The sequence below is a fragment of the Streptomyces sp. NPDC094034 genome, from assembly GCF_040303865.1.
Taxonomy (GTDB): domain Bacteria; phylum Actinomycetota; class Actinomycetes; order Streptomycetales; family Streptomycetaceae; genus Streptomyces.
Map to the genome: position 1 here is coordinate 15421 of NZ_JBEOUD010000059.1, position 24005 is coordinate 39425.

The window sequence follows — 24005 nt, forward strand, 5'->3', positions numbered from 1 at the left end:
TTGGAGGACATGCGACAGGCAGCGCGGAAAGTCCTGCCCGCGGAAGTGTGGGACTTCGTCTCCGGTGGCAGTGGCGGCGAGGTCACGCTGGCCGCCAACCGTGCGGCATTGCGGCGGATCGCCCTCGTACCGCGAGTTCTTCGCGACGTGGCGCACTGCGACCCGCGGACGTCGCTGTTCGGGGTGCGGCACGCCATGCCGGTGGCCGTCGCCCCGATCGCGTATCACAAGCTCGTCCACCCGGAAGGCGAGTTGGCGGCCGCGCGGGCGGCCAAGGCGGCGGGAGTGCCCTTCACCGCCAGCACCCTGAGCAGCTGCACGATCGAGGAGATCACCGGGATCGGCGGCACCGTCTGGTTCCAGTTGTACTGGTTGCGCGACCGGAAGAAGACCTTCGAGCTGGTCGAACGTGCGGAGGCCGCGGGGTGCGCGGCGCTGATGCCGACCGTGGACGTGCCCTGGATGGGACGTCGGCTACGGGACGTCCGCAACCGGTTCACCCTGCCCCCGGGGGTGGAGGCAGCCAACCTGACGTGGGGATCGGGCTCCGAGGCCCATCGGGCGCCGGCGTCCGGATCCGCGCTGGCCTCCCACACCGGATCGGCTTTCACCCCCTCCCTGACCTGGGCGGACATCGAGGAACTGCGGCGCCGCACGAAGTTGCCGATCGTTCTCAAAGGGGTGCTCGCACCGCAGGATGCGAGACGCGCCGTTGATGTCGGCGCGGATGGCATCGTCGTGTCCAACCACGGCGGCCGGCAGTTGGACGGCGCGGTCGCCGGCGTCGACGTTCTCGCGGAGATCGCCACGGAGACCGGCGGTGGTTGCCGGGTGCTGCTGGACAGCGGCATCCGCAGCGGAACCGACGTACTGCGAGCCCTCGCGCTGGGAGCCGACGGTGTCCTCGTGGGGCGCCCGGCGCTGTGGGGGCTCGCCGCGGCGGGAGAGCGGGGCGTCGGCCGCGTCCTGGACTTGCTGGCGGAGGAACTGCGTGACGCCCTCGGCCTCGCGGGATGCGACGGAGTGAAGGCCGCCAGGGAGATCCGGACCGTACTGCGGCCCTAGGGCCGATGCGCCTGCGGAGGACGTGCCGGTGCCGACCCTCAGACAAGGAAATGCGAAATGGAGAAACGGGTGAGCCGCCACTACACGGTGTTCTGTCCGTTGTGCGGACAGCGCGGCCAGGACGATGGCATGACACTGTCGTGCAGCCGCGATCACGGGCCGGCGCTGCTCCGGTCCGACTACGAGGTGAAGGAATTCGCGCCGCGGTCCGATGACGAGGGGCTGTTCCGATACCGGGACTGGCTCCCGGTCACCAGGACGTTCCCGACGACGGCCCGCACAGCCGTGTTCCAGAGCGAGGAACTCTCCGTCCAACTCGGCCTGCCGAACCTCTGGATCGCCTTCAACGGGTACTGGCCGGAGCGCGGCGCGTTCCTCGAAACGGCGACGTTCAAGGAGTTGGAGGCGTGCGCGGTCCTGGGGCGTCTGCCGTCAGATCCGCCGGTGCTCGTCGTGGCTTCCGCCGGCAACACTGCCGCGGCCTTCGCCTCGATCTGCTCACGCCACCACCAACCGTGCCTTCTGATCGTGCCCCGGCGCGGCCTGGACAGGATGAGGTTTCGGGCACCGCTGGACCCGACGGTGAGGCTTGTGGTGCTGGACGGCGCCGACTACTCCGACGCGATAGCAGTCGCCGAGTCGGTGGCCGCCCTCCCCGGCTTCCAGGCCGAGGGCGGAGTGCGCAACATCGGCCGGCGCGACGGACTCGCGACGGTCCTGTACGCGGCCGTGGAAGCCATGGGCAGGATGCCCGGGGTCTACGTCCAGGCCGTCGGCAGCGGAGCCGGCGCCATCGCCGTTCACGAGGCGGCGACGAGACTCCTCGGCACGGGACGCCACGGTACGGAGCTGCCGCGGCTCCTGCTCTGCCAGAACGCGTCGTTCGCTCCGCTCGCCGACTCCTGGAAGTCCGGGACGCGACAGCTCACCCGGTACGGCGCTGAGGATGCGCGGGCCGCGACGAGAACCGTCTTCGCGGACGAGCTGACCAACCGCTTCCCCCCGTACGCCGTCCGCTGCGGCGTCTACGACGTGCTCACCGAGAGTTCCGGCGACGTGCTGACCGTCGAGCAGGACGCGGCGGAGTACGAGAGGAACGTCTTCGGGAAGGCTGAGTCCATCGATATCGAGCCGGCTTCCGCGGTGGCGCTCGCCGGGCTACGCAAAGCGGTCCTCGACGGCCGGATTCCCGAGAAGGAGCACATCTTGCTGAACATCACGGGTGGGGGACGGGCACGCCTCGCACAGGACCATCCCCTGTACGACGCGGAGTCGGCCCTGGTGGCCGACCTGCGGGACGGCACGGCGGAAGATCTCGTGGCACGGATCGCCGGGCTGTTCCCCGACCGGACCCGATAGACCGCATGCACGGACGCCAGGCGTCGTGCCGGCAAGGGCGAGCTCCGGCGTCAGACGGCCCAGGGTCTTTCGTTTGGATCAGGCTGCGAGGCGCGGTGCCAGGGCACGCGAGCCCCGCAAGATCCGAACGAAAGACCCTAGCCCTCGCCGAACTCCGTCCCCTGCGGAGCCCCCGAGTTGCGCACCGACAGCCGCCACCCGGATGGCTTCTCGCTCAGCACGTGCCAGCGGCAGTTCGGCAGGCCGGCCAGCGACATCCATTCTGACGGATCCATGCCGAGGAGACGGCCGGCGGTCGCCCGGATGGTGCCGCCGTGGCTCACGACGACCAGCGTCCCGCCGTCCGGGAGTCGCTCGGCATGGCGCTCCACGACGGCGGTCGCCCGCTCGGCCACCTCGGTGTCCAGCTCGCCTCCTCCGCGACGCACGGGCTCACCCCTTCTCCAGGCCTCGTACTCCTCGCCGTACGCGGCCACGATCTCGTCGTGGGTGAGCCCCTGCCACCGGCCGGTGTAGGCCTCGCGGAGCCCCACCTCGGGGGTGGCCGCCAGGCGTGTCAGCGCGGTCAGGGGGCGCGCGGTGGTGGCGGCCCGCTTCAGATCAGAGGTGATGACGGCATCGGGGGCGAGGGCCGCCAGTACCCGTGCCGCGCGCCGCGCCTGCGCCATGCCCTCCGCGTTCAGTTCGATGTCGGTGGTCCCCTGAAAACGCCGTTCCCGGTTCCAGACGGTCTGACCGTGACGCCACAGCACGATCCTGCGGGTCCGTGGGCTTGCGGCAACCATGCTCCTCAAAATCCCTTGCACGTGGGGCCTCACTGTGGGGGCCGGTGACGGCGGGGGCCGAGCCACGGCCCGGCGTGCGGCGGCGGGCCGGCACCCGCCGGCGCGGACGGCTCCCCGGACGGGGGAGCCGTCCGCGCGTGGGCGGATGTGTCAGTCCCGGGCCGGGGCCGCCTTCCCGACCGAAGCGCCCGAGAAGCGGCTGACCTTGTCGAGCACGTCTGCGTCGTACAGTCGCAGCGCTTGCTGGAGCGCGAACTCGGCCATGTAGGAACGGAATTGGTCGGTCGGCTCCTCGGCGAGATTGAGCATGCGCCGGTTCGCGAGGACGGCAGTGCCGCGAAGCCGCTCCGCGCTTTCCGCCGCGGCCGCGTCCAGCGCGGTCGGCTCGCGCACCTCGTCGATGATCAGCCGGGCCGCCGGCTCGCTCGCGTGGACGCGCCGCCCCTCCAAGATGACCTGCCGGGCCAGCCGGGGCCCGACTGAACGCGTCAGCCGGAAGTTGGCCACGCCGGGGATGATGCCCTCCTGCGCCGCGGGCAGGCTCACGTAGGCGTCCGACGCGGCGATGACGTGGTCGAAGAGCAGGAGCAACTGGGCGCCGCCGCCTATGGCGAAACCGTCCACGACGGCGACCCACGGCTTGTCGACGGTGGACCGCCGCCAGTCCGCCGTCCCTTCCGGCCTCACGCCCCGGATCAGCTTGTGCAGGTAGCCCAGCTCGCGCCGCAGGAGGAAGTCCACGAGCGAGATGCCGCCGCCGTGCAGCGCCTTGAGGTTGATGCCCGCGCTGAAGATCCGCCGACCACGGTGGCGGGGATGCGACATGACACCGCCCCGCAGCAGGCCGACCTCGGTGCCCGGGTCCAGGAGGACCAGATCGACAGCCGTCTCCATGTCGTCGACCTGCTGGTCGTCCTCCGCGTTCAGGGAGTCTTCGCGACACATGGTCAGATGGGTGACCGCGCCGCGGCGTTCCACCGTCACGGACCGCAACCGAACCGTGCCGGTGCGGGTGAACTCCGGCAGCAGCGCGAGGGCGGCGGGAGTGGGCTTCAACATCGCGTCGAGCAGATGCGCCCCCGCCGTGGGCGAGCGAAGCACTCGGCTGAAGAAGATCCCCTGGTCGATCTCGTGGCCCTCTTTGTGCGCCTGGGCTCGGGTGCGCTCGGCGGCCAGCTGCTCCGCGGTCGGCACGAGTCCAGGAAAACGCGCCGCGGCCTCCTGGACCAGTTCGGCGAGCCGCAGGTGGCGGGAGCGATGGTCCGTGAGCTCGTCGTAGACCGCCTCCGCGTGTGTGTCCATGAAGGCCGCACGCAGGGCCCTGGCGGCGTCGACCGCCGCGTCGGCCTCGGCGCGCTGCTCCGGGGATCGGTTCGACGGCTCGCCGAGGCCGGCGAGCAGAGTCGAGGTGGCCTCGGCCGCGCGTGCCAGCGCGAGCCGGGCCGAGTCCGGCACGGCCGGGGTTCCGACGTGCGGGCGGGCCGAGACGTGGTCGACGTTCATGCGGCCGCCTCGGGAGCGGCCGCCTGTAGCAACGCCCGGTCGCACGCCGCGAGATGGGCGCCGAGTGCCTCTTCGAAGCTGGTCGTCGAGGCCTCGAAGAGCAGCTGGCGTCGGATGGCGAGTTCGGATCCCCGCACGGAGGCGGTCGCCGCGACGGCCGTCGCCAGTACCGCCTCGACGTCGTCCGCCAGAACGTCGACCAACTGGAGGGCCATGGCCTCCTGCGCACCGATGGCGGTGCCGAAGACGACGGCACGGCGGACCGCGGCGGCACCGGCGTGGGACCTGCCGAGCCGGTACAACGTCATGCCCGGCCAGGTCGCGCCGTTCGCGACCGGCATCACCAGGCTCACGGCGCCGTCGGCGATGCGGCGGTCCGCGCAGAGGAGGAGGTCGAGCGCGAGACCGCCGCACGGTCCCTCGGCCGTCGCGAAGGTCGCTACCGGCAGGCGTTCGAGCCGGCGCAGCGCCCGCTCCCACTTGCTCACCAGGGAGACAGTCACTCCCTCGACCTGGGAAACCGCGGGGGCGCCTGAGAGCCGGAGCGTCAGGTGGGCGGTGGCGCGGCCGTCCTCGGCAGCGTCACAGGCCGCGTTGACGGCCGCGACGGCGGCGGAGGACAAGGGCAGACGGCCGTCGATGGTCAGGGTCGCGGTGGCGGCATCGTACGCCGCGGAGGTCGTGCCTGAATCGGTCATGGTTTCCTTCACCTGCTCCTCATTCACCATTGAACGAGTGCCGTCTCGATGGTGGAGCCCGGCCCCATCGTCATCAGGACGCCGTACTCGCCGGGTGTGGTCCCGTCCTCGCCGAGCAGCCGCTCATAGGAGAACAGGAACGAGCCGCTGGAGAGATTGCCGTAGTCGCGCAGTACCCCGGTCGTGTGGCGCAGGTCGTGGCGCGTGAGACCCAGGTTGATCCGTACCGCGTCGATGACCTTCTTTCCGCCGGAGTGCACCAGCCAGTGGCGGATGTCTGAGCGGCGCAGGCCGGCCGGGGCCAGCAGACGGTCGACGACCTGCTCCGCGTGCGCACCCACGACATACGGCACCTGCGGGTCCAGGTAGAAGCTGAACTTGCCCTGGGCGTCACTCCAGTCGTACCGCATGGCGTCGATCGCTTCGGTGATGAGGTGGCTGGAGAAGCCCAGGATCCGGGGACCGTGGAACTCGCGGTGCGCGCCGACGGACGGCGGGGGCTGCGACGGATCGGTGACCAGGGCGACGGCGGCGGCGCCGTCCCCGAAGAGGCTGTTGACGACGGCCGTCCGCATGGTGTCGTCGATGACATAGGCGGCGGAACAGGCCTCCACGCACAGCATGACGGCCACCCGGCCCGGATGTGCCGTGGCCCAACCAGCCGTTGCCTGAAGGGCGTTCAGGCCGGCGTTGCAACCCATGCCCACGACGTCCACCCGGCTCGTCTGCGGTCGCAGCCCCAGGGAGCGGATCAGCAGGGCGCTCAGGCCGGGAGTCAGGAAGCCCGTCGTGGTCGTCACGCACAGGTAGTCGATGTCGTCCAGGTCGATGCCCGTGCCGGCCAGACATTTGCGGATCGCCCTGGACCCCATGTCGAGGGCCAGCCTCTTGTGCTTGTCGAGGAGTTCGCCCTGGACCTCGGAACGGAGGGCACCGTGCGGGTCGCGCGGAGGCAGGGAGAGGAAGCGCCTTTCGATGGCGCTGTTGAGGAAGACGGACCGGACCTTGGGGTCCGATATCTCGAACAGGTCGAGGATTTCCTGCTGGGTGTACGACGTCCCGGTCACCGCCGTCGCGACGCCCGCGATGCGCGGGGCGGTCAGTGCCGGGCCGGGGGAGGGTATCGACGGCTCAAGGAGTTCGGCGTACCGGGGGTTCATCGTGGCGGTCATCGGAAGGTCCACCCCCACATACGCGGCTTGCTGCGTATCTGTGACTGTGCGTTCAACAACGTGTCGGCTTCCTTGTGGGCTGTGACGAGTCATGGGCAGCGGTCTCATCCCTGATGAAACGTGCCAGGCGCCCGATCCCGTCGGTTATCTCGGACTGGGTCAGGTAGCTGATGGACAGACGGATGCTGTTGGCTCCGCCGCCCCCGGGATAGAAGTAGGACATGGGCGTCCAGATGACGCCGAAGTCCTCCGCCGAACGTTCCAGCGCGGCGTTGTCCACGCGGAACGGGACGTCCACGGTCAGGAAGAATCCGCCGGTGGGCCGGTTCCAGCGCACACCGAGTGCTGTGCGCTCCTTTTCGGGGAAGGCATCGTCCAGTTCCCGCAGGATGGCCCGCATCGCGTCGCCGTAGTAGCGGGAGGTCTCGACGTTGATGTCGGCGGTGCGACCCTCGGCCGCCAGCAGCATCCCGCCCACGGCGGCCTGGCCGAGCGCGGACGTGTTCACCGTCACCATGCTCTTGATCTTGGTGATCTCGTCCACCAGCAGACCGGTGGCGCCCTCCCGGTCGACGACGACCTGGTCCGCGACGGCGAAGCCCACCCGTGCGCCCGGGAAGAGCGTCTTGGAGTACGAGCCGAGATGGACGACGCGGCGGTCACGATCGAGGGACTTGAGCGTGGGAACTTGGCGGCCGGGGCTGACCATCCGGTACGGGCTGTCCTCAAGCAGGAGGAAGTCTTCTCGGGCGGCGAGGTCGAGCAGCCCTTTGCGCGCTTCCATGGAGAGGGTGACACCCGACGGATTCGAATGGTCGGGGATCACATAGAGCGCCCGCGGCCGACGTCCCTGGGCCCGCACGGCCCGGATCGAGGCCTCCACGTCCTCGCAGTGCAGCCCGTCGGCCCGCTCCTCCACGGGAGTGAGGTCGATGTCGAGCAGCCGTGCCGCGCCGGTGATGCCCACATAACAGGGGCTCGCCACCAGGAGCACATCGTCCCGGTTCGCCATGAGGGCGCGCAGTGTGAGGAGCATGGCTTCCTGGCACCCGACGGTGACGACGATGGCCTCGGGCGGCACGTCGATGTCCTCGTCCTTGCGGAGCGAATCGGCGATCAGCTCCCGGATCTGGCCGTGGGTGGGACCGTACTGGAAGACCGCGTCACGGATTTCTGCGGGCGAGTACCCGGTCTTCGCGAGGTGGTCCAGGTAGCGGCGGATGTGCCCGAAGATCTCTTCGGTGTCGAAGAATCCGTCGTACGGGCGGCCGGGGGCGAAGGAGACCGCCTTCGGGTAGCGGTGCGTGATCCCATTGAGGAAGTTCATCGTGTCGAGAACCGGATCGGAGACGCTGGCGTGCAGCTCCTCCTTTAACAGATGGTTGGCTGCCACGTAGGCACCTCCCGCAGGCAGGCCAGGTATCGGCCGCCCGCCTATGATCTCGTAGGAACAAGATTTTTTGGCAGGCTACCAGCAGGTCATCCAGTGGCATAGGGCCTTCTGATCATGGTGGAGCGCCGACCGCTGCGATCACCTCCCACCGGCCCGCGCTCCAGGACGGCTGCCGTGGTCCGTCCCCAACTTCTGCATCCGAGGCCGCACTTGAGATCATCGAGCTCTTCGGGCTGCACTTCGAGCAGGTCGGCAGCCGCTCAGATCCGCGCGCACTTCGGCTCCGGCGGCCATGCTCATCAGGCTCGACCGGAAATGTTGTGACCGTCGGTGTGACCAACAGCCGAGCGAATCCCCCGTGTTGTCAGGAGATGACGCGGGCGAGGAAGCCGCGGATGTGGCCGGTGATCTCCCCCAGGTGGCTTTCCAGGGCGAAGTGCCCGGACTCGACGAGATGGATCTCCGCGTCCGGCAGGTCGCGCTGGAAGGCGCGGGCGCCGTCGGGGCCGAAGATCTCGTCGTTGGCTCCCCACACGGCCAGCAGTGGCACCTGGCTGTCGCGGAAGTACTGCTGTAGTCGGGGGTAGAGGGCGACATTGGCCGGATAGTCGCGGAACAGCGCGAGCTGGATGGCGTCGTTGCCCGCCCGGTCGAGCAGCGACTGGTCGATGGTCCAGCCGTCCGGGCTGACGAGGCTCGGATCCGCGACCCCGTTCAGGTACTGCCAGCGGGTCAGTTCGAGGGTCAGGGCGCCGCGGAGAGGGGCTTCGTTCTCGGGCGTCGGGTTCTCGGCGTAGGCGAACAGCCCGTCCCAGAACGCCTTGACGAACCCGTCGGTGTAGGCGTTGCCGTTCTGCGTGATGATCGCTGTGATGCTGCGGGGGGACCGCGTCGCGAGCCGCCAGGCGATCGGCGCTCCGTAGTCGTGCACGTAGACCGCGAACCGCTCGACACCCAGCCGCTCCAGCAGGGCGGCGGTCACGTCGGTGAGGGAGTCGAAGGTGTAGTCGAACTCGTCGACCGCCGGCATGGCCGACTGGCCGTATCCGATCATGTCGGGCGCGATGACGCGGTAGCGGTCGGCGAGAGCCGGAATCAGGTTCCGGAACATGTGTGAGCTGGTCGGGAAGCCGTGCAGCAGTACGAGCGCCGGCGCCTGCGGGTCTCCGGCCTCCCGGTAGAAGACATCCATGCCGTTGACGGTGGCGGTGCGGTGATGCACAACGCTGCTCATGCCAACCTCCAAGATTGCTTTGAACGGTTGGTTACAGTGCAGCACGCGACGCCCTTCAGGACGTGGTGAGAGGCGATCGCGAGCCGGCGTGTCCGGGCGAATTCCTTGAGGGGGGTCAGCAGCGTTCCCGACTTCTCGGACGGGAAGCTCGAATGGTCCCTTCGGGCCCCCGAGGCACGCCGTCTGAAGGAAGGCCGGAACCCCTGGAAGAAGCCCGGAACCCCTGGAACGAAGCCCGGAACCCCTGGAACAGGGACGGTGGGCAGGGAAGGGGCGCGCGGAACGGGTTCGCCACCGTCCGCGTCCGGTCGGCTCACAGGTCGAGAATCACATCGGTGGCGGGGACGCTACAGCACGGCAGTGCTTCACCCGAGGCGGGATCCTCCAGGGGCTGTGTTGTGTACTGGACCCGGCCGGTGAGCAGGGGAGTGGTGCAGGTGTGGCACACCCCGGTACGGCAGGACCAGCGGGTGGGGATGTCGCACGCCTCCGCCAGCTCCAGCAGCGTTCCGTACCGGTCCGACCAGCGGGTGGACAGTCCGCTGCGGGCGAAGGTGACGGAGGGCCCCGTGCCCGGGGGGCCGGGCGGCTGGTGGGGGCGTCCGGTCACGTGATCGGTGACGCCCGGGTTGATGGCCGTCAGCGCGCCGAAGACCTCGGTGTGGATGTTCGAACCGCTCAGCCCCGCCAGCTGGAGAGCGGACGTCACGTCCGACATGAAGCCCATGGGCCCGCACAGATAGGCGTGCGCGTCGCCGGGGATGCCAAGTTCCCGGATGTTTCCGCTGGTCATGCGAGCGTGGGTGACGTGGGGCCCCTCGGCGACCTGGAGATCCGGGGCAGTGAGATCCGGGGCGGTGAGATCCGGGGCGGTGTAGTAGATGAAGGCGCGGGCGTTGGGCAGCCGCGCCAGCAGTCGCCGGGACTCCCGCGCGAAGGCGTACTGCCCGGGTTCGCGCGCGGTGTGCACCCACCACACGGCACGGGAGCTGTGCTCACCGGCCAGTGCGTACAGCATCGCCAGAACGGGGGTGACGCCGATGCCCGCCGAGAACAGCGCCACGGGCGTGCGCTCTTCGGCCAGCACGAACGCCCCGCGTGGGGCGGCCGCCTCGATGACATCGCCCTTCTTCAGACGCGTGTGGAGATAGGTGCTGACCTCGCCGTGTTCCTCGCGTTTGACACTGATCCGGTACTCGGCGGCGCCGGGTGCGGAGGACAGCGAATACGAACGCACCAGACGCTGTCCGCCCGCACCGGTGATCCGCACACTCAGGTACTGGCCGGGCATGGCCGCCGGCAGTGGCCGGGAGTCCGGGGACCGCAGAGAGAACGAGGTGACCAGCGGGGTCTCGGTGGCGACGTGGCTCACGCGCAGCCGCTTGAAGCCCTTCCACCCCGGCGCGGCGGGCGCGGGGCCGGGCGGCTGGTCGAGCCGGCGGCTCATGTCCTCGAACGACTGCCGCCAGCCGGGGCTGAGCGCCTCGATGCCCAGGGCGGCACGCAGCTTGGCCGGATCGGCCCCCGGGAGATAGAGGAGGGCGTCGATGTCGGCGACGGTGAGCGACCCCTTGCCGGTGCGGGTCCGTGTGATCGGGTCCCCCGCGCGGACCCGGCCCTCGGTGATGACACGGAGGTAGAAGCCGGGGCGGTGGTGGGCGACCAGCAGAGAGGCCATGCGGGGTTCGTTCAGCCGCATGCCGACCCGGTAACAGGTCACACGTGGCTGGGTCACCTCGAATTCGGCTTCGCCGATGCGGTACCGGTCGCCGACGCAGACCTCGTCGTCCGCCAGCCCGTCCACGGTGAAGTTCTCCCCGAACCTGCCGAATTCGAGATCGTCCCGCTCCAGAACCTCGCGCCAGTACGCGTACGACTGCGCCTGGTAGACGAGGACCGCCCGCTGCTCCCCGCCATGGCCCTGGAGGTCGCCCTGGCCGTCTCCGTCGATGTTGAGGCGGCGCACCATCCGGGGGCCGTCGACGGGATACTTCCACGCTCCCGTGTGTACGGTCCTACCCTGCCAGGGCACGTCCTTCGGCAGTCCCACATTGACTGACAGCAGGGTCGCCATCGCATCCTCCCAGCGCGGCGCCGCCGCACACCAGGTCCGCCCTCCGCCACGACAGGCAGAGAAGCCCACCAAAAGGTACAAAGGTTATGTGAGCAAGAACGCCGAACACTCTCGCGACATAGAGGAATGGGCCGACCGGATCCGGACGGTCTCCGCGGCGCACGACCCGGGGGCCGCCCGCAAGCTGGCCGACGATATCTACCGTGCCGCGCAGGAGGACCTCGACGCCGAGCGTGCCCGGGCCGAACTCGAACGCGAGGAGTAGCCCGGCCTGCGGCCCCTGACCGCCACCGCCACGCGGGGAACGGACGGGAACGGCCCGGGCCGCTCATACGAGCGGTTGTCCTCCGTCGACCGCCAGAGTGACACCGGTCATGAAGGTGTTGGTCATGGCGAAGAGCACGGCGTGGGCGATGTCCTCGGGTGTGCCGATGCGGCGCGCGGGATTGGTCGCGGACTTCGTCGCGAGGAAGGCGTCCTTCTTCTCGCCCAGCCCGTCCCACGCCCCGGTGTCGACGGTTCCCGGAGAGATGGCGTTCACCCGCAGTGGGGCGAGTTCCACGGCCAGTGAACGGACCACCACGTTCACCGAGCCGTTGGTCGCCGCCACCCCGAGATATCCGGGATCCGGCTCAAGAGCGGCCACCCCGGAGAACAGCACGAACGATCCTGTCCGCGGCATCTTCGGCGCGAAGTGCTTGGCCAGCATGATCGGGCCCACGACCTTGGTGTGGAAGGACAGCAGGATCGCCTCCGGGGTCAGGTCGCGGACGGCGCCGCGAGCCCTGGCCGATGCCGTGGACACCACGTGATGGACGCCGCCCACCTCGTCCGCGAGCGCCGCGATCGAGGTCTCGTCCGTCATGTCGACGCTCTTCACGGAGACGCCGGTGTCCTTGTACGCGGTCGCGAGCGCATCCCGGTCACGACCCGCGGCGACCACATGTGCCCCCGCGGCCGCGGCCGAGCCGACAATCGCCCGCGCGATGCCGCTCCCGCGCCCGACCACAAGGACCGTCTCGCCCTGCAGAGAATCCGCCACCATGTGCTCCTTCGATTGGTCCGCGCGGCAATAGAGCCTCCTGCCCATACGCGGAGATTACGGAGATTCGGTACCTGAGGGTCTCGGAGGATCAAAACACACCGCGCGAACGATCCCGGGACGGCAGGCCCGCCGGACAGTCCCCGGGCCCGAATTGACGGGCACTCTGCCGCCGTCCCCCGCAGACGGGTTGGACATTCGTTCGCTCACCGCGCATGAGCGGTTCATCAGCCATGTCACGGTCCTCGCTCGCGGTTATGCGGAGAACCGTCCGGTTTGCTCGGCCGAGGTCCTTCAAAACACGGGAGTCCGCTCCCTCTGCGCCTCCTCCGCGCGATGGGACAAACGGAAGTCGCGGCACCGGGTTGCTTGTCATCCGGCGAATGGCTCGCCTACGGTCCTGCCGTAGGGATTCCCCCCACACCCCCACACCCCCACACCCACAACCCCCTGCCGATACGGCGGAATTCATCGCCGATCGCGCGTGTCGACCAGGCCGGAAATCCCCTCCGTACGGAAGGTCGCTGTGTTCACATTCCAACGTGTGAGAAAGAAGCCCAAGGCCCCTTTATTGCTCAACGGGGGCCGCGCGTACATGTTCAGAGCCGCCACCGCGGCGGCCATGGCCGCCCTGCTCTTCTTCCTTGTCGGCACTCCCAGCCCGGCGGCGGCCGGGGTCACGGAATCGACGTCCGTCGTGTTCGACCCGGGCCCCAAGAACCGCTGCTTCGGCGTGGTGCGAGAGCCGGAGAGCGTCCCGGCCGCCACCACGGAGGATTTCCATGACACCTCGGGCTGCGGCCCCTTGGACGACCGTCAGCGGGTCGACGACCGGTGCTCCAGCCGTTTTCCCTATACGGGCGCGTCCGGGAAGGCGTGTCCTGCCTGGGATTTCGTCACCTACAACTGGACCCGTGAACAGTTCAGGAAGTACCCGGGCTATGACACTCAGGTCTGGGGGAGCACCGGTTCACCACTGACCCTGACGATGCAGAACAATGCGACGGGGACGACTGGTTGCGAGTTGCGCGAGGTCGCGTTCTCCTACCACTACCCGTCGAGTTCGCTGCGCCGGAAGGCCGACGGTGCCACCTATCACTTCTCGGACGGGCGGCTCAAGGTCTCCTACGACGCCTACGCGGAGCAGACGGGAGGCTTCTCCTGTGAGGAGAAGCGGGCGATCCTGACGACGGATCTGATCTACTGGGTCAACGACAAGCTGAATGTCATCTCGGTCGTTCACTTCAATCCCGGGAAGTTCCTGGAGCCCCCGAACGGGGACGGCGTAATGTGGACGAACAACTGTGCCAATGGGTGTCGTCTCACAGTTCCCGGCCAGCAGATCTCGCCGAAGACCACCACCCGGGTGACGGTCGACTTCACCGAAGTGGCGAAAAAGTACGCCGCGTATCTCGGCGGCGACGGCATTCCCGCGCGCTCCCAGATCGAAGCGGTCCAGATGGTCAACAGCGGCGAGGGGACCGATCTCAAGACCCAGGTCTCCAACGCCTCGGTGACGCTTGAACCTCTCACACCCTGAGGACCCACGCGACGGGGTTCCCCGGAAGGCATCGCCTGTCGGGGAACCCCGTATCCGGAGACCGAGACATCGGCGCTTGTCGCCCAGTGGATTTCGTGACCGGCAGCGCGGTGCCAGTCACCACCGAGGACGGGCCGGCTGTCCTAGGAGGCGTGCAGGGCCAGCGTCGGGGACATCTTCGACGCGCGGACCGCCGGATAGAGCCCGGCGATCGTACCGATGACCAGCGTTGCGCCGAAGCCGCCCGCCGGCGCCCAGGGCGGTATCGTCCAGGGCATCGAGGTGGCGCCGGCGTAGACGGAGGTGGCCAGTGCCCCGAGGGCGACGCCGGCCAGCCCGCCCAGCCCGGAGAGCATGAGCGATTCGGTGACGAACTGGATCCGGATCTGGCCACGGGTGGATCCGAACGACCGTCTCAGCCCGATCTCGTGTTTCCTTTCCAGCACGGAGATGATCATGGTGTTGGCGATGCCGACGCCGCCGACCAGCAGCGCGACCCCGCCGAGCCCGAGCAGCAGACTGGAGAAGGCTCCCTCGGAGGCGGTCTTCGCCTGGAGCGCGGCCGACGGGTCGGAGACCATCACCTCGTGAGGGGCCTCCGGGTTGACGGTCCGCGCCAGCAACTCCCTTACCCGCGCGACCTCGTCGTCGGCCGACCGTTCGTAGAGCGTCGTCGGATGGCCGTCGAATCCGAGCCGCTTCCGCGCCGCCTCCCAGCCCACCAGCGCGGAACTGTCGATCTCGGGTGCGAGCGGCAGCGGTTGAAGGACACCGAGGACCGTGTAGTACTCGTCGCCCAGCCAGATCCGCTGACCGGCCTCGGTGATTCCCAGCCGTTTGGCCGCGGAGTGTCCGAGGACGACGGAGGGATAGGCACCGGTGGCGCCGTTGAGCCAGGTGCCGGTGGCCATCGAGCCGCGCAGGGTGTTCTTGAGGCTCTGCGTGGCGGCGTTGACCTTGATGCCTCCGGTCCGCTCCTTGGGGATGTGCTCGGAGCGGTAGACCCTGACATCGCCGATACCACCGGTCGCGGCGACCTGCTCCACACCGTCGATCCGGCCGACCATCCGCGGCGAACTCTTCGGGAGCTTCACCTCCTTGTCCGCGAAGAACGACTGGCCCGGAGTGACCACCAGCATGTTGGTACCGAGCCGGTCCAGGTCCCGCATGAGTTTGGCCTTGCTGGACGCGGAGATACCGACCACGGCGATCATCGTCGCGATCCCGATGGCGATGCCCAGCGCCGAAAGGACGACCCGCACGGGCCGGCCGCGCAGCCCCGCGGAACCGACCTGTGCGACGTCCCGGAGACCGAGCCTGGCGGGGACGAGCCTTCGGCCACGGCGGCTCGTCATCGCACACCTGCGGGAATGTCCCGCACGGTGTCCTCGACGACCTGCCCGTCGCGGATACGGACCTGGCCTGGCAGCGCGTCGGCGAGCTCGCGGTCGTGGGTGATGACGGCGATCGTCGTGCCGTCCGCGTTGAGTTCGCGCAGCAGCTCCACAACGGCCTCCCCGGACGCGGAGTCCAGCGCCCCGGTGGGCTCGTCGGCCAGCAGCAGCTCCGGTTCCCCGGCCACCGCCCGGGCGATGGCCACACGCTGCTGTTGCCCTCCGGAGAGCGCGTACGGCCGGTGGTTCATACGGTCCGCCAGTCCCACGCGCTCCAGCGCCGTCGCCGCACGGCGACGGCGTTCGGCGAAGGACAGCCCGGAGTACCGCAGCCCTTCGGCGACATTGCCCAGCGCGGTGGCGCCGGGGACCAGATGGAACGCCTGGAAGACAAAGCCGATATGGCGGGCTCGCAGGGCGGACAGCTGCCGGTCCCGGAGCAGCCCCACGTCATGGCCCGCGATGCCGACCGTACCGGCGGTGGGCCGGTCGAGTGTGCCGAGAATGTGCAGGAGTGTGGACTTGCCCGAACCGGACGGGCCGACGATGGCGAGCAGTTCCCCGGCCCGCACGCGCAGATCGACACCCGCGAGGGCCGTCACACCGCCCGGATACTCCTTGGTCACACCGCACAGCTCGGCGACCGTCTCGGCGGAGCGCGAACGGGAGATCGTGGCGGTCATGCCGGCACCCCCACTTTCATCCCCGCGCGCAGGCCGCCGCCCGACACCTCGACCCGGCCGTTGGCGAAGATCCCGAGTCTCACTCGCACGTCCCGCGCGGTGTCACCCTCCACCACACGGACGCCGAAGCCACCACCGTCCACGGCCAGCAGCGCTTCCACCGGTACGGACAACACGTCCTCCCGCCGCTCGCCGGTCAGCCGCACCGTGACCGGTGCTCTGTCGACCCCGGAGACCTTCTCCGGTTCGTCGAACTCCACCGTGACCTTGATCACCGCCTCCTTGTCGGCGGACTGCTCGTCCGTCCGCGCCGTACGTCCGATGGAGCTGATCCGGCCTGTGGCGGTGGACCCGCCGGGCAGTTCGACCGTGACGGCGTCGCCCGCCGTGATCTCGCCGGCCTTCGCCACCGACAGGTCGAACTGCACGACCCGCTCGGAGCTTGTCGTCGTCAGCACCGCCATGCCCGGCGTGACGCGGGCGCCCACCGACGCGTCCGCGTTCTGTACCCGGACGGCGCCGGGCGCGAAGGCGATCTGGTCCGGGCCGATCTTTCCGGTCTCTTCCAGGCCCTTGCTCTTCTGCCAGGCCTTGACACCCCGCTCGGTGCCCTTGGTGAACTCGTCGTCGGCCGCGAGACCGGACCCGAAGCCGAGCGCGATCAGGTTCTCCTTGAGCCGGCGCACGTCCTCCCCCTCGTCACCCCGGGCGAGAACGCGGTAGGCGGGGGTCTGGCCGTACAGCAGGAACACGGGGGAGCCGTCGATCTCGTACAGCCTGCCGTTCCGCTCGATGGTCCCGCCGCCCGGCGGCAGCCAGGTGACGACTCCCTGTCCTCCGGCTGTGATCTCGCGCTGCGCCGAGAACCCGAGTGTGCCCTTGGCCTTGTCGGTGGTGACCAGGTCACCCTTCGTGACGGTGGCGGTGCTGGTGGGTACGGAGGTGCGGCCCGCCGACGGCGCCGAGCCGGATTCGGCGGGCAGGGTGACGGCCACCGCTCCCCCCGCCGCGACGAGCGCCGCCGCCCCCAGAGTGAGCAGAAGCTTCTTGTGTTTCATTCGGAGTGCCTCTCACTCGCCGTCGGGGCGTCAGCCGGTCTTCGCCGCGCATACCTTGTCGGCGGCGGCGAACGCGTCCTTGTCGCCCTGCGGGATCTGCGGGAGCTTGGCCGACCCGCTCTCGAAGTCCGGATCCGGATATTCGATGCCCTCGTCACGCATGCACTCGGCGTAGGCGAGCATCTTGTCCTTCTGCGCCTGGGTGATGCCGCCCCCGGCGCCACCGCCGCCGTTCGGAGCGCCGGGTCCCACTTCGCAGTCCTTCATGGCCCGGACGAACTCGTCCTGTGACAGCTTCCCGGGCCGGATCGCCCCCGGCTCGCCCGGCTTCTCCGGCTCCGTGACCTCCGCGCCCTTCTCGCGCAGGCAGTCGTTGGCCTTCGCCCGCTTGTCGTCGGCCGAGCTCCGGCCGCTCGTACCGCCGTCCGACGAGCCCTGGCCACCGGAATCGCCCGAGCATCCGGTGAGGAACAGTGTGAGCGCCGATATCGTGCACGCCACGGTCAGCTGGATCTTCTTCGTCCGCATGATCGGTCTCCTGGTCCGGCCCGCGCCCGCCCCCTTCCGCCAGGGCATTCCGGCGCCAGGGAGCGGGCGACGAGCGTTTCGCGTTGATGAGGAGACAATCGCGGCAGTGTGTGTTTCATCGCTTTCACCGAACCTGTAACAGCCGTGAAAGGTGTTCCTCCGGTACATAGGTATCCATGCGCGTGCTTGTTGTGGAGGACGAGGAATTCCTCGCCGAGATGATCGCTGATGGGCTGCGCCAGAACGCCCTCGCCGTCGATGTGGCCGGTGACGGCCTGGCGGCGATGCGACGGCTGACCTTCAGTGCGTACGACGTGGTCGTCCTGGACCGAGACCTCCCCGGACTGCCCGGCGACGAGGTCTGCCGGCGGATCGTCGCGCGCGGGCTCCTCACCCGCATCCTGATGCTGACCGCGTTCGGCACCGTTCATGACCGCGTCGAGGGACTCGGCCTGGGGGCGGACGACTACCTGGCCAAGCCCTTCGCGTACGAGGAGCTGGTGGCCCGCGTCCTGGCCCTGGGCCGCCGCTCCCACCCCAGGCTGCCTCCCGTGATCAGACGGGCGGGCATCGTGCTCGACACCTCCGCCCGCCAGGCACGACGGGACGGCCGCCCGCTGCGGCTGTCCCTGAAGGAGTTCGCCGTGCTGGAAACACTCCTGCGGGCCTGCGGGAGCGTGGTCAGCAGTGACGATCTCGTCGAGCAGGTGTGGCAAGAGGAAATCGGCTACCGCACGAATACGGTGCGGGTCACACTCAGCCGGCTCCGGACGAAGCTCGGTGTGCCCCATGTGATCGAGACCGTGCCGGGCGCCGGATACCGTATCGCCGCGGAGGACGACCAGTGACCGGGCCCCGTCGCTCGCACCACCGCCTCGGCCGGAGAGCGGGGCGCTTCCCGATGCCGGCGCTGGGAAGCGAACGCGCCCGCCTCACCGCGCTGTGCACCCTGATGCTGCTGCTGGCCGGGGGCGCTCTCATCGCGCTGATCTACGTGTTGCTGGGGCAGGGGCTGTACGCCACCATCGACGGAGCCGTGGCGAGGATCCCCTCGACGAAGATCGAGGTCTCTCCCAGCCCTCGGCGCGGCGCGGGAGAGTCCACCGCCGACACCACGCCGGTCCCTGGGCCGACTCCAGGTGCGAGCTCCGACCCGACGCGCGATATCGAACTGATCGAGCGAGGACCCCTCCCCGTCACCGAGGCACAGTCCCTCGCGTTCATCGACGACATCCGGTCCGCCGCCCTGAACGACCTGGTCGTCGTCTCCCTGATCGCCCTCGCCGCGTTCGCCGCCGCGGCGGTCGCCGTCGCCTGGTGGATGGCCGGCAGGGTGCTGCGTCCGGTACGTCATGTCACCGAGACCGCGCGGCTTCTCTCCGGCACGAACCTCCATGAACGCATCGCCCTGCGCGCGCCCCCGGGCGAGCTGAAGGTACTCGCCGACACCTTCGACGAGATGCTCGACCGCATCCAGCAACTGGTGAACGCGCAGCAGAGATTCGCCGCCAACGCCGCACACGAACTGCGCACCCCCGTGGCACTCCAGCGGGCCGCCGCCGAGATCGGTCTGGCGGGCGACCCGGATCCCCAGCGGGTGGCCCGGATCCGCACCAAGCTCATCAAGACGTCCGAGCAGCAGGGACATCTGATCGAGGGGCTGTTGCTCCTCGCCACGTCCGAGCAGGGCATGCGGCGCCTGGAGCCGGTCGATCTGCACGAGGTCGCGCATGCCGTGGCCCTCGCGGTCGGCCCCGAGGCGGCCGATCGCGAGGTGACACCGCACCTCGATCTCCAGCCTCTGCGGACCACCGGCGACCCCGTCCTGCTCGAACGGCTGACCCACAACCTGGTGAGCAACGCGATCCGGCACAACCACCCGGGCGGCAGCGTCAGCGTCCGCACCGGCGCGGGCCGCCTGGAAGTGAGCAACACCGGACCGGTGATCCCCACGGAGACCGTCCCGCTGCTCTTCGAGCCGTTCCGTCGTATCGAGGAGCGCCGCCACGCGCCGGGCGACGGTGTCGGCCTCGGCCTCTCCATCGTCGCCGCCATCGCCCGTGCCCACGGCGCCACCGCCGTGGCGACGGCCAACGTCGAGGGCGGCCTCACGATCCGGGTGCGCTTCGCCGCCGATGAGCCGTCTGGTGGAGGCACCGGGGTCCGCTGGTAGGTGCCGAGTCGCGCCGTGTGGTGGACGGTCACGCTCGGCGTTGTGGACGGTCCCGCTCGGCGGCGGACGGGACGCGTCCAGGGTCATGGACATCATGGACGGGGGACGGTCCAGTGAGGGCAGTCGGCTGCCTCATTGGACCGTCGTCCCCCGCGCCGTCAGTCTGCCCGGTACGACGTGCCGCCGCATCCCGGACACCACACGGTGTTCCTCCGGCCGGTCGAGCTGTCCGGCCCCGGACACGGGGGTGGCTGATGGATGTACGCGGCCGGACAGCACCTCAAGCGAACCCCGAACCTCCCGGACCCGCATGTCGGGAGGGGCCGCTGCCCGAAGACCGGACCGCCGTCCGGCCGGGCCGTCCGGCCGGAACCTGGAAGCATGACAACAACACTGATCACCGGAGCGAACAAGGGCTCGGCTCCGAGACCGCCCGGCGTCTCATCGAGGCCGGCCACACCGTGTCGGACAGGGCGTGGGGGCGCTCACCGGTGCGTGGCCGGCAGGGCCCGCATCGCCTGGTCGGCCATCTTCTCCTCGCCCAGCGCGTTGGGGTGCACCGGGTTGAGCTGATCGAAGAAGAACACCGGTTCCACCCACCGGGTTCCCCGGGGCTGACAGGCGTCATGGCCATCGGAGACATCGGCCATATCGGCGTACGTCGTCCCTGTCTCGCTCGCGGCCCGTTCCAGGATCTCGTTCATCTGGCCCTGCATGCCGCGCAGGTACGGCACATCTCCCTCGGCGATCGGCATCTTCGCGAAGCATGACCGGTCGGCCTTCGCCGGCAGCAGCCATGGGTAACCCACCACGACCACGCGCGCGTTCGGCGCCTTCTCCTTGACCTTCCGGAGCGCGGTCCTGACGGCCGGGTAGGTCTTCTCCTCGATCAGCCGGTCGAAGTGGTCGCCCCAGGTGTCGCGGCAGGGGCTGCCCTTGCCTCCGGAGAGCACTCCGGCCGCGCCACAGGCGAGGACCGCTCCGGCGAAGACGGAGTTGTCGTTGCCGCCGATGGTGACCGTCACCAGGTCCGTGTCCTCGGTGACCGCGTCGAGTTGAGGGGCGACACCGGGGTACTGGGACGTCTCGAAGTGCCGGGTCTCGGCGCCACCACAGGTCACGTCGGTCAGCTTCGCGCCCGTCGCCTCGGCGATGACCCGTGGATAGTTCTTCGCGGAGCGCAGACAGAGGAGCGCCGCCGAGATGGCGAAGGGCAGTACGCCCGATCCGGCAGCGTAACTGTCGCCGAGCGCCGCGTAGTTGAGGCGCGAGGCGTTCTCCGCGGCCTGCGCCGGCGCCGCCGATCCGATGAGGGAGATCGTGACGGCCATGGCCGCCAGGCCGTACCCGGCTGAACGTAGGGACATGTCGTTCTCCTTTGAACAGGACACGATCCTGGGCAACGGCCCCCAGAATGAGGGCCGTTGGTGCGCGCGCCGACCTCGGGGCGGGACCTGGAAGTTACCGACGGGTTCGAACCGGGTCAAGACATCGAACCGGATCGGCGCCCTCCACGCGGCCGCACGCGCTCGTCCCGCGTGCCGGCCGTCATGCGACGGGCGCGCCTCCGGCGCCGCCGACCGTCCGGAAGAACCGCCGTACGTCGCCGACCAGCAGGTCCGGCTGTTCCATGGCCGCGAAGTGCCCGCCCCGGTCGTACTCCGTCCACTGCACGATGTTGTTCGTCCGGTCCGCGACATGCCGCAGCGGGATGAAGTTCTCCCGCGCGAAGTCGGCGAGCGCGGTCGGCGCCGTCGACGGCTCGGGCGGTGTGCCCCAGTAATCGGCGTGTGCCCGCTCGTAGTAGATGCGGGCCGACGAGCCGGCCGTGCCGGTCAGCCAGTACAGCATCACGTTCGTGAGCATCTGGTCGCGGTCGACGGCATCCTCCGGGCGGTCCCGGGAGTCGGTCCACTCCTTGAACTTCTCCACGATCCAGGCCAGTTGACCCACCGGTGAGTCGGTCAGACCGTACGCCAGCGTCTGCGGCCGGGTGGACTGGATGTCGGCGTATCCCTGGCGTTCCCGGCTCCACTCCTGGGCGCGTTCCCAGGAGGCGAGCGTGCGCGCGCGCTCCTGCGGGGGCAGCGCGTCCAGTTCGTCCGCGCCCGGCTGGTGTGCCGCCGCCGCGTTCGGCAGCAGATTCAGATGGACGCCGATGACCAGATCGGGCCGGGTCCGGCCGATCTCCCGGGAAATGGCCGCTCCCCAGTCGCCGCCCTGCGCTCCGTACCGCTCGTAGCCGAGGCGCCGCATCAGCTCGGTGAAGGCGGCGGCCACCCGCCGGAACTCCCAGCCCGTCTCCCTCGTCGGGCCGGACAGACCGAACCCGGGGATGCTCGGCAGCACCAGATGGAACGCGTCCGAAGGGTCGCCGCCATGGGTGCGCGGATCGGTGAGCGGACCGGCGACCCGGGCGAATTCGACGATCGAGCCCGGCCAGCCGTGGGTCATCAGCAGCGGGGTCGCGTCCGGTTCCGGGGACCGGACATGGGCGAAGTGGATGTTCGCGCCGTCGATGGTCGTGGTGAACTGCGGCCAGCCGTTCAGCCCGGCTTCCGCGGCCCGCCAGTCGTACTCGTGCCGCCAGTAACGCGCGAGTTCCCTGAGGTAGCCGAGGGGGACGCCGTAGGCCCACCCCACTCCCGGCAGTTCATCGGGCCAGCGGGTGCGATCGAGGCGATCGCGCAGATCGTCCAGTTCGCTCTGGGGAATGTCGAGACGGAAGGGACGGATGGACTCAAGCGCCGGAATGGTCATGGACGCGCATGCTACGTCCGGCCGCCCACCACCATGTCGAGGGCACCCCGGCGGGGGAGTTGTGCCCTCCTCAGAGATTCCCCGGCCGCTGGTACGTGCGGCCTCCCCGGCGTGGCAGTGCGCCGGGGGAGCCGTCCTGGCCGGCGAGGGTCTCCAGCGCGAGATAGAGGTCCGCACGGACGGTGGCGGACGACAGGTCCACGTCCAGCAGCCGGCCGATCTCCTCCAGCCACCGCCGGAGCGTCGTACGGTGCAGGCCCAACTCCTCAGCGGCCGGGGCGACGCTGCCGAGATGGCCGAACCAGACGCGCAGGGCGATCCGTTGCGGCGTGTCGAGCGGTTCGGTCAGTTCCGTGGCCCAACGGCGCGCCGACGCGGCGTCCACGAGTTCCGTGGGGAGCGCGGCGGGCGGGCCCGCGTCGGTGGGCCCGGCCGAGTCCGTGGGCCCGGCGGCCGGGGCGCGCAGCGCCAAGGAGAGCCGCGCCAGGGCGAGTGGGGTGTCCAGACCGCCCAGCCGCTCGCCCGCCGTCCGCAGCCGTGAGCGCGTGGTGCCGCGGGAGATCCCCAGCATTTGTGCCGTGGCCCCGACCGACCCCGTACGCAGCCATCCCTCCAGTGCCTGGCGCTGCGCCGGTGTGAGCGGGCTCAGCAGGGACGATGCCCAGGCGGCGAGCCGGTCGGGCGGGATGATCCGCAGCAGGGCCCGGTCTCCGAGCCCGGCCGCGGGGACCAGGTCAGTCGCGGCGATCGCCTCCGTGTCGCTGTCGGCCGGCGGCTGCGGTCTGCTCTCCGACGGGGACTCGGGCAGCGGGAACCCGATCGTGGTCGGCACCACCAGCGCGCCCAGCACCCTGGACCCGGCCGGCGCCTGGGACGGTTCCTGGGAGCTGTACCGGAACATCTACCAGACGCTCCTCGCCTACCCGAACGGCGCGACGGCCCCCCAGCCGGACGCCGCCCAGAGCTGCGCCTTCGCCGACTCGTCGAGCCGCACCTACCGCTGCACGCTGCGCGCGGACCTGAAGTTCGCCGACGGCGACCCGCTGAACGCCGAGGCGGTCAAGTACTCCGTCGACCGCATCCGCGCCATCGACGCCCCGGCCGGCCCCGCCGGACTGCTCGGCAGCCTCGACAGCGTGGACACCTCCGGCGACCGCGAGGTCGTCTTCCACCTCGGCAGGTCCGATGCCACCTTCCCGTTCGTGCTGGCCACCCCGGCCCTGTCGATCGTGGACCCGAAGGACTACCCGGCCCGCGCCCTGCGCACGGGATCGGGGGCCGACGGCTCGGGGCCGTACCGGCTCCAGTCGTACCAGGAGGGCCGGCAGGCCGTCCTGACCAGCAACGGCGGCTACCACGGCTTCGCCCGGCGGCAGAACGACGCGGTGACCATCCGCTACTTCCAGGACTCCGCCGGCATGGTCAAGGCACTGCGCGCGAAGCAGATCGACGTCACCTACCGCGGCCTCGCCGCCGACGACATCCTCGCGCTCCAGCGGCAGGGAAACTCCGACCTCCAGCTCGTGGACGGCGCCGGCACGGAC

22 protein-coding genes are annotated in these 24005 nt (G+C 69.8%); 7 read left to right on the top strand and 15 right to left on the bottom strand.

The window, feature by feature from the left end; all coding sequences use genetic code 11:
• Window positions 1-9 precede the first annotated feature (9 nt).
• Window positions 10-1065 (top strand): alpha-hydroxy acid oxidase, encoded by a 1056-nt coding sequence (locus tag ABTZ59_RS33525; protein WP_351423028.1) that lies wholly within the window; start codon window positions 10-12, stop codon window positions 1063-1065.
• Window positions 1066-1122: 57 nt separating this feature from the next.
• A complete protein-coding gene (locus ABTZ59_RS33530; RefSeq protein ID WP_351423032.1) occupies window positions 1123-2424 on the top strand; it encodes a cysteate synthase in 1302 nt (433 codons plus the stop codon).
• A 137-nt stretch (window positions 2425-2561) separates the two neighbouring features.
• Here ABTZ59_RS33530 and ABTZ59_RS33535 read toward each other — a convergent pair whose 3' ends face one another.
• From ABTZ59_RS33535 to ABTZ59_RS33565, 7 genes are all read right to left on the bottom strand, one after another.
• Window positions 2562-3209, bottom strand: a complete 648-nt coding sequence (locus ABTZ59_RS33535; RefSeq protein ID WP_351423035.1) for a histidine phosphatase family protein — start codon at window positions 3207-3209, stop codon at window positions 2562-2564.
• Window positions 3210-3359: 150 nt separating this feature from the next.
• On the bottom strand, window positions 3360-4712 hold the full coding sequence (dpgC, locus tag ABTZ59_RS33540) for a (3,5-dihydroxyphenyl)acetyl-CoA 1,2-dioxygenase DpgC (protein WP_351423041.1): 1353 nt from the start codon (window positions 4710-4712) through the stop codon (window positions 3360-3362).
• Window positions 4709-5410, bottom strand: a complete 702-nt coding sequence (dpgB, locus tag ABTZ59_RS33545) for an enoyl-CoA-hydratase DpgB (protein WP_351423052.1) — start codon at window positions 5408-5410, stop codon at window positions 4709-4711. The genes dpgC and dpgB overlap by 4 nt, the downstream gene beginning before the upstream one ends.
• 23 nt (window positions 5411-5433) lie before the next feature.
• Window positions 5434-6582, bottom strand: coding sequence for a 3,5-dihydroxyphenylacetyl-CoA synthase DpgA (gene dpgA, locus ABTZ59_RS33550; RefSeq protein ID WP_351423056.1), 1149 nt, complete (start codon window positions 6580-6582; stop codon window positions 5434-5436).
• A 52-nt stretch (window positions 6583-6634) separates the two neighbouring features.
• Entirely contained in the window at window positions 6635-7975 is a 1341-nt protein-coding gene (locus tag ABTZ59_RS33555) for an aminotransferase-like domain-containing protein (protein WP_351423066.1), read from the bottom strand.
• A gap of 364 nt (window positions 7976-8339) precedes the next feature.
• Entirely contained in the window at window positions 8340-9209 is an 870-nt protein-coding gene (locus ABTZ59_RS33560) for an alpha/beta fold hydrolase (RefSeq protein WP_351423071.1), read from the bottom strand.
• Window positions 9210-9522: 313 nt separating this feature from the next.
• Entirely contained in the window at window positions 9523-11283 is a 1761-nt protein-coding gene (locus ABTZ59_RS33565; RefSeq protein WP_351423075.1) for an MOSC domain-containing protein, read from the bottom strand.
• 88 nt (window positions 11284-11371) lie between these two features.
• On the opposite strand from ABTZ59_RS33565, the gene ABTZ59_RS33570 reads away from it, so the two are divergent.
• Complete coding sequence (locus ABTZ59_RS33570) at window positions 11372-11548, top strand: hypothetical protein (protein ID WP_351423079.1); 177 nt, start codon at window positions 11372-11374, stop codon at window positions 11546-11548.
• A 63-nt stretch (window positions 11549-11611) separates the two neighbouring features.
• Here the strand turns inward: ABTZ59_RS33570 and ABTZ59_RS33575 are convergent, their stop codons facing one another.
• Complete coding sequence (locus ABTZ59_RS33575) at window positions 11612-12328, bottom strand: SDR family oxidoreductase (RefSeq protein ID WP_351423085.1); 717 nt, start codon at window positions 12326-12328, stop codon at window positions 11612-11614.
• 592 nt (window positions 12329-12920) lie between these two features.
• Here ABTZ59_RS33575 and ABTZ59_RS33580 point away from each other — a divergent pair.
• The gene (locus ABTZ59_RS33580; RefSeq protein ID WP_351423088.1) at window positions 12921-13865 is read left to right on the top strand and encodes a hypothetical protein; all 945 of its coding nucleotides are present in this window, start codon (window positions 12921-12923) and stop codon (window positions 13863-13865) included.
• A 143-nt stretch (window positions 13866-14008) separates the two neighbouring features.
• On the opposite strand, the gene ABTZ59_RS33585 is transcribed toward ABTZ59_RS33580, so the two are convergent.
• Genes ABTZ59_RS33585 through ABTZ59_RS33600 form a run of 4 tightly spaced genes read right to left on the bottom strand, consistent with a single transcriptional unit; the run spans window position 14009 to window position 17528 of the window.
• A complete protein-coding gene (locus ABTZ59_RS33585) occupies window positions 14009-15220 on the bottom strand; it encodes an ABC transporter permease (RefSeq protein ID WP_351423092.1) in 1212 nt (403 codons plus the stop codon).
• Window positions 15217-15942, bottom strand: a complete 726-nt coding sequence (locus ABTZ59_RS33590) for an ABC transporter ATP-binding protein (RefSeq protein ID WP_351423101.1) — start codon at window positions 15940-15942, stop codon at window positions 15217-15219. The genes ABTZ59_RS33585 and ABTZ59_RS33590 overlap by 4 nt, the downstream gene beginning before the upstream one ends.
• A complete protein-coding gene (locus tag ABTZ59_RS33595; RefSeq protein ID WP_351423104.1) occupies window positions 15939-17000 on the bottom strand; it encodes an efflux RND transporter periplasmic adaptor subunit in 1062 nt (353 codons plus the stop codon). Before ABTZ59_RS33595 ends, ABTZ59_RS33590 begins: the two co-directional genes overlap by 4 nt.
• A gap of 30 nt (window positions 17001-17030) precedes the next feature.
• On the bottom strand, window positions 17031-17528 hold the full coding sequence (locus ABTZ59_RS33600) for a hypothetical protein (protein WP_351423106.1): 498 nt from the start codon (window positions 17526-17528) through the stop codon (window positions 17031-17033).
• 176 nt (window positions 17529-17704) lie between these two features.
• Between ABTZ59_RS33600 and ABTZ59_RS33605 the strand changes: the two genes are divergently transcribed.
• Both ABTZ59_RS33605 and ABTZ59_RS33610 read left to right on the top strand, forming a co-directional pair.
• A complete protein-coding gene (locus tag ABTZ59_RS33605) occupies window positions 17705-18376 on the top strand; it encodes a response regulator transcription factor (RefSeq protein ID WP_351423108.1) in 672 nt (223 codons plus the stop codon).
• Window positions 18373-19701: a sensor histidine kinase gene (locus tag ABTZ59_RS33610; RefSeq protein WP_351423111.1), complete on the top strand. Its 1329-nt coding sequence runs from the start codon at window positions 18373-18375 to the stop codon at window positions 19699-19701. Before ABTZ59_RS33605 ends, ABTZ59_RS33610 begins: the two co-directional genes overlap by 4 nt.
• A 485-nt stretch (window positions 19702-20186) precedes the next feature.
• Here the strand turns inward: ABTZ59_RS33610 and ABTZ59_RS33615 are convergent, their stop codons facing one another.
• The 3 genes from ABTZ59_RS33615 to ABTZ59_RS33625 all read right to left on the bottom strand — a co-directional run bounded on the left by ABTZ59_RS33615 (window position 20187) and on the right by ABTZ59_RS33625 (window position 23296).
• Window positions 20187-21068 carry an SGNH/GDSL hydrolase family protein gene (locus tag ABTZ59_RS33615; RefSeq protein WP_503003813.1) on the bottom strand — a complete coding sequence of 294 codons (882 nt, stop codon included), beginning with the start codon at window positions 21066-21068 and terminating at the stop codon, window positions 20187-20189.
• A 181-nt stretch (window positions 21069-21249) separates the two neighbouring features.
• Window positions 21250-22461 (bottom strand): epoxide hydrolase family protein, encoded by a 1212-nt coding sequence (locus ABTZ59_RS33620; protein ID WP_351423114.1) that lies wholly within the window; start codon window positions 22459-22461, stop codon window positions 21250-21252.
• A 70-nt stretch (window positions 22462-22531) separates the two neighbouring features.
• Window positions 22532-23296, bottom strand: coding sequence for a helix-turn-helix domain-containing protein (locus ABTZ59_RS33625; protein ID WP_351423119.1), 765 nt, complete (start codon window positions 23294-23296; stop codon window positions 22532-22534).
• Here ABTZ59_RS33625 and ABTZ59_RS33630 point away from each other — a divergent pair.
• The coding region (locus ABTZ59_RS33630; RefSeq protein ID WP_351423122.1) for an ABC transporter substrate-binding protein at window positions 23283-24005 on the top strand (723 nt) is incomplete at its 3' end. The two genes, ABTZ59_RS33625 and ABTZ59_RS33630, sit on opposite strands and share 14 nt — an antisense overlap.

Coding starts and splice junctions, on each gene's coding strand:
- ABTZ59_RS33580 (WP_351423088.1), top strand. CDS start 12,921: ATGTTCAGAGCCGCCACCGCGGCGGCCATGGCCGCCCTGCTCTTCTTC.
- ABTZ59_RS33600 (WP_351423106.1), bottom strand. CDS start 17,528: ATGCGGACGAAGAAGATCCAGCTGACCGTGGCGTGCACGATATCGGCG.
- ABTZ59_RS33605 (WP_351423108.1), top strand. CDS start 17,705: ATGCGCGTGCTTGTTGTGGAGGACGAGGAATTCCTCGCCGAGATGATC.
- ABTZ59_RS33620 (WP_351423114.1), bottom strand. CDS start 22,461: ATGACCATTCCGGCGCTTGAGTCCATCCGTCCCTTCCGTCTCGACATT.
- dpgB (WP_351423052.1), bottom strand. CDS start 5,410: ATGACCGATTCAGGCACGACCTCCGCGGCGTACGATGCCGCCACCGCG.
- ABTZ59_RS33565 (WP_351423075.1), bottom strand. CDS start 11,283: ATGGCGACCCTGCTGTCAGTCAATGTGGGACTGCCGAAGGACGTGCCC.
- ABTZ59_RS33560 (WP_351423071.1), bottom strand. CDS start 9,209: ATGAGCAGCGTTGTGCATCACCGCACCGCCACCGTCAACGGCATGGAT.
- ABTZ59_RS33595 (WP_351423104.1), bottom strand. CDS start 17,000: ATGAAACACAAGAAGCTTCTGCTCACTCTGGGGGCGGCGGCGCTCGTC.
- ABTZ59_RS33615 (WP_503003813.1), bottom strand. CDS start 21,068: ATGTCCCTACGTTCAGCCGGGTACGGCCTGGCGGCCATGGCCGTCACG.
- dpgA (WP_351423056.1), bottom strand. CDS start 6,582: ATGACCGCCACGATGAACCCCCGGTACGCCGAACTCCTTGAGCCGTCG.
- ABTZ59_RS33525 (WP_351423028.1), top strand. CDS start 10: ATGCGACAGGCAGCGCGGAAAGTCCTGCCCGCGGAAGTGTGGGACTTC.
- ABTZ59_RS33530 (WP_351423032.1), top strand. CDS start 1,123: ATGGAGAAACGGGTGAGCCGCCACTACACGGTGTTCTGTCCGTTGTGC.
- dpgC (WP_351423041.1), bottom strand. CDS start 4,712: ATGAACGTCGACCACGTCTCGGCCCGCCCGCACGTCGGAACCCCGGCC.
- ABTZ59_RS33535 (WP_351423035.1), bottom strand. CDS start 3,209: ATGGTTGCCGCAAGCCCACGGACCCGCAGGATCGTGCTGTGGCGTCAC.
- ABTZ59_RS33590 (WP_351423101.1), bottom strand. CDS start 15,942: ATGACCGCCACGATCTCCCGTTCGCGCTCCGCCGAGACGGTCGCCGAG.
- ABTZ59_RS33575 (WP_351423085.1), bottom strand. CDS start 12,328: ATGGTGGCGGATTCTCTGCAGGGCGAGACGGTCCTTGTGGTCGGGCGC.
- ABTZ59_RS33585 (WP_351423092.1), bottom strand. CDS start 15,220: ATGACGAGCCGCCGTGGCCGAAGGCTCGTCCCCGCCAGGCTCGGTCTC.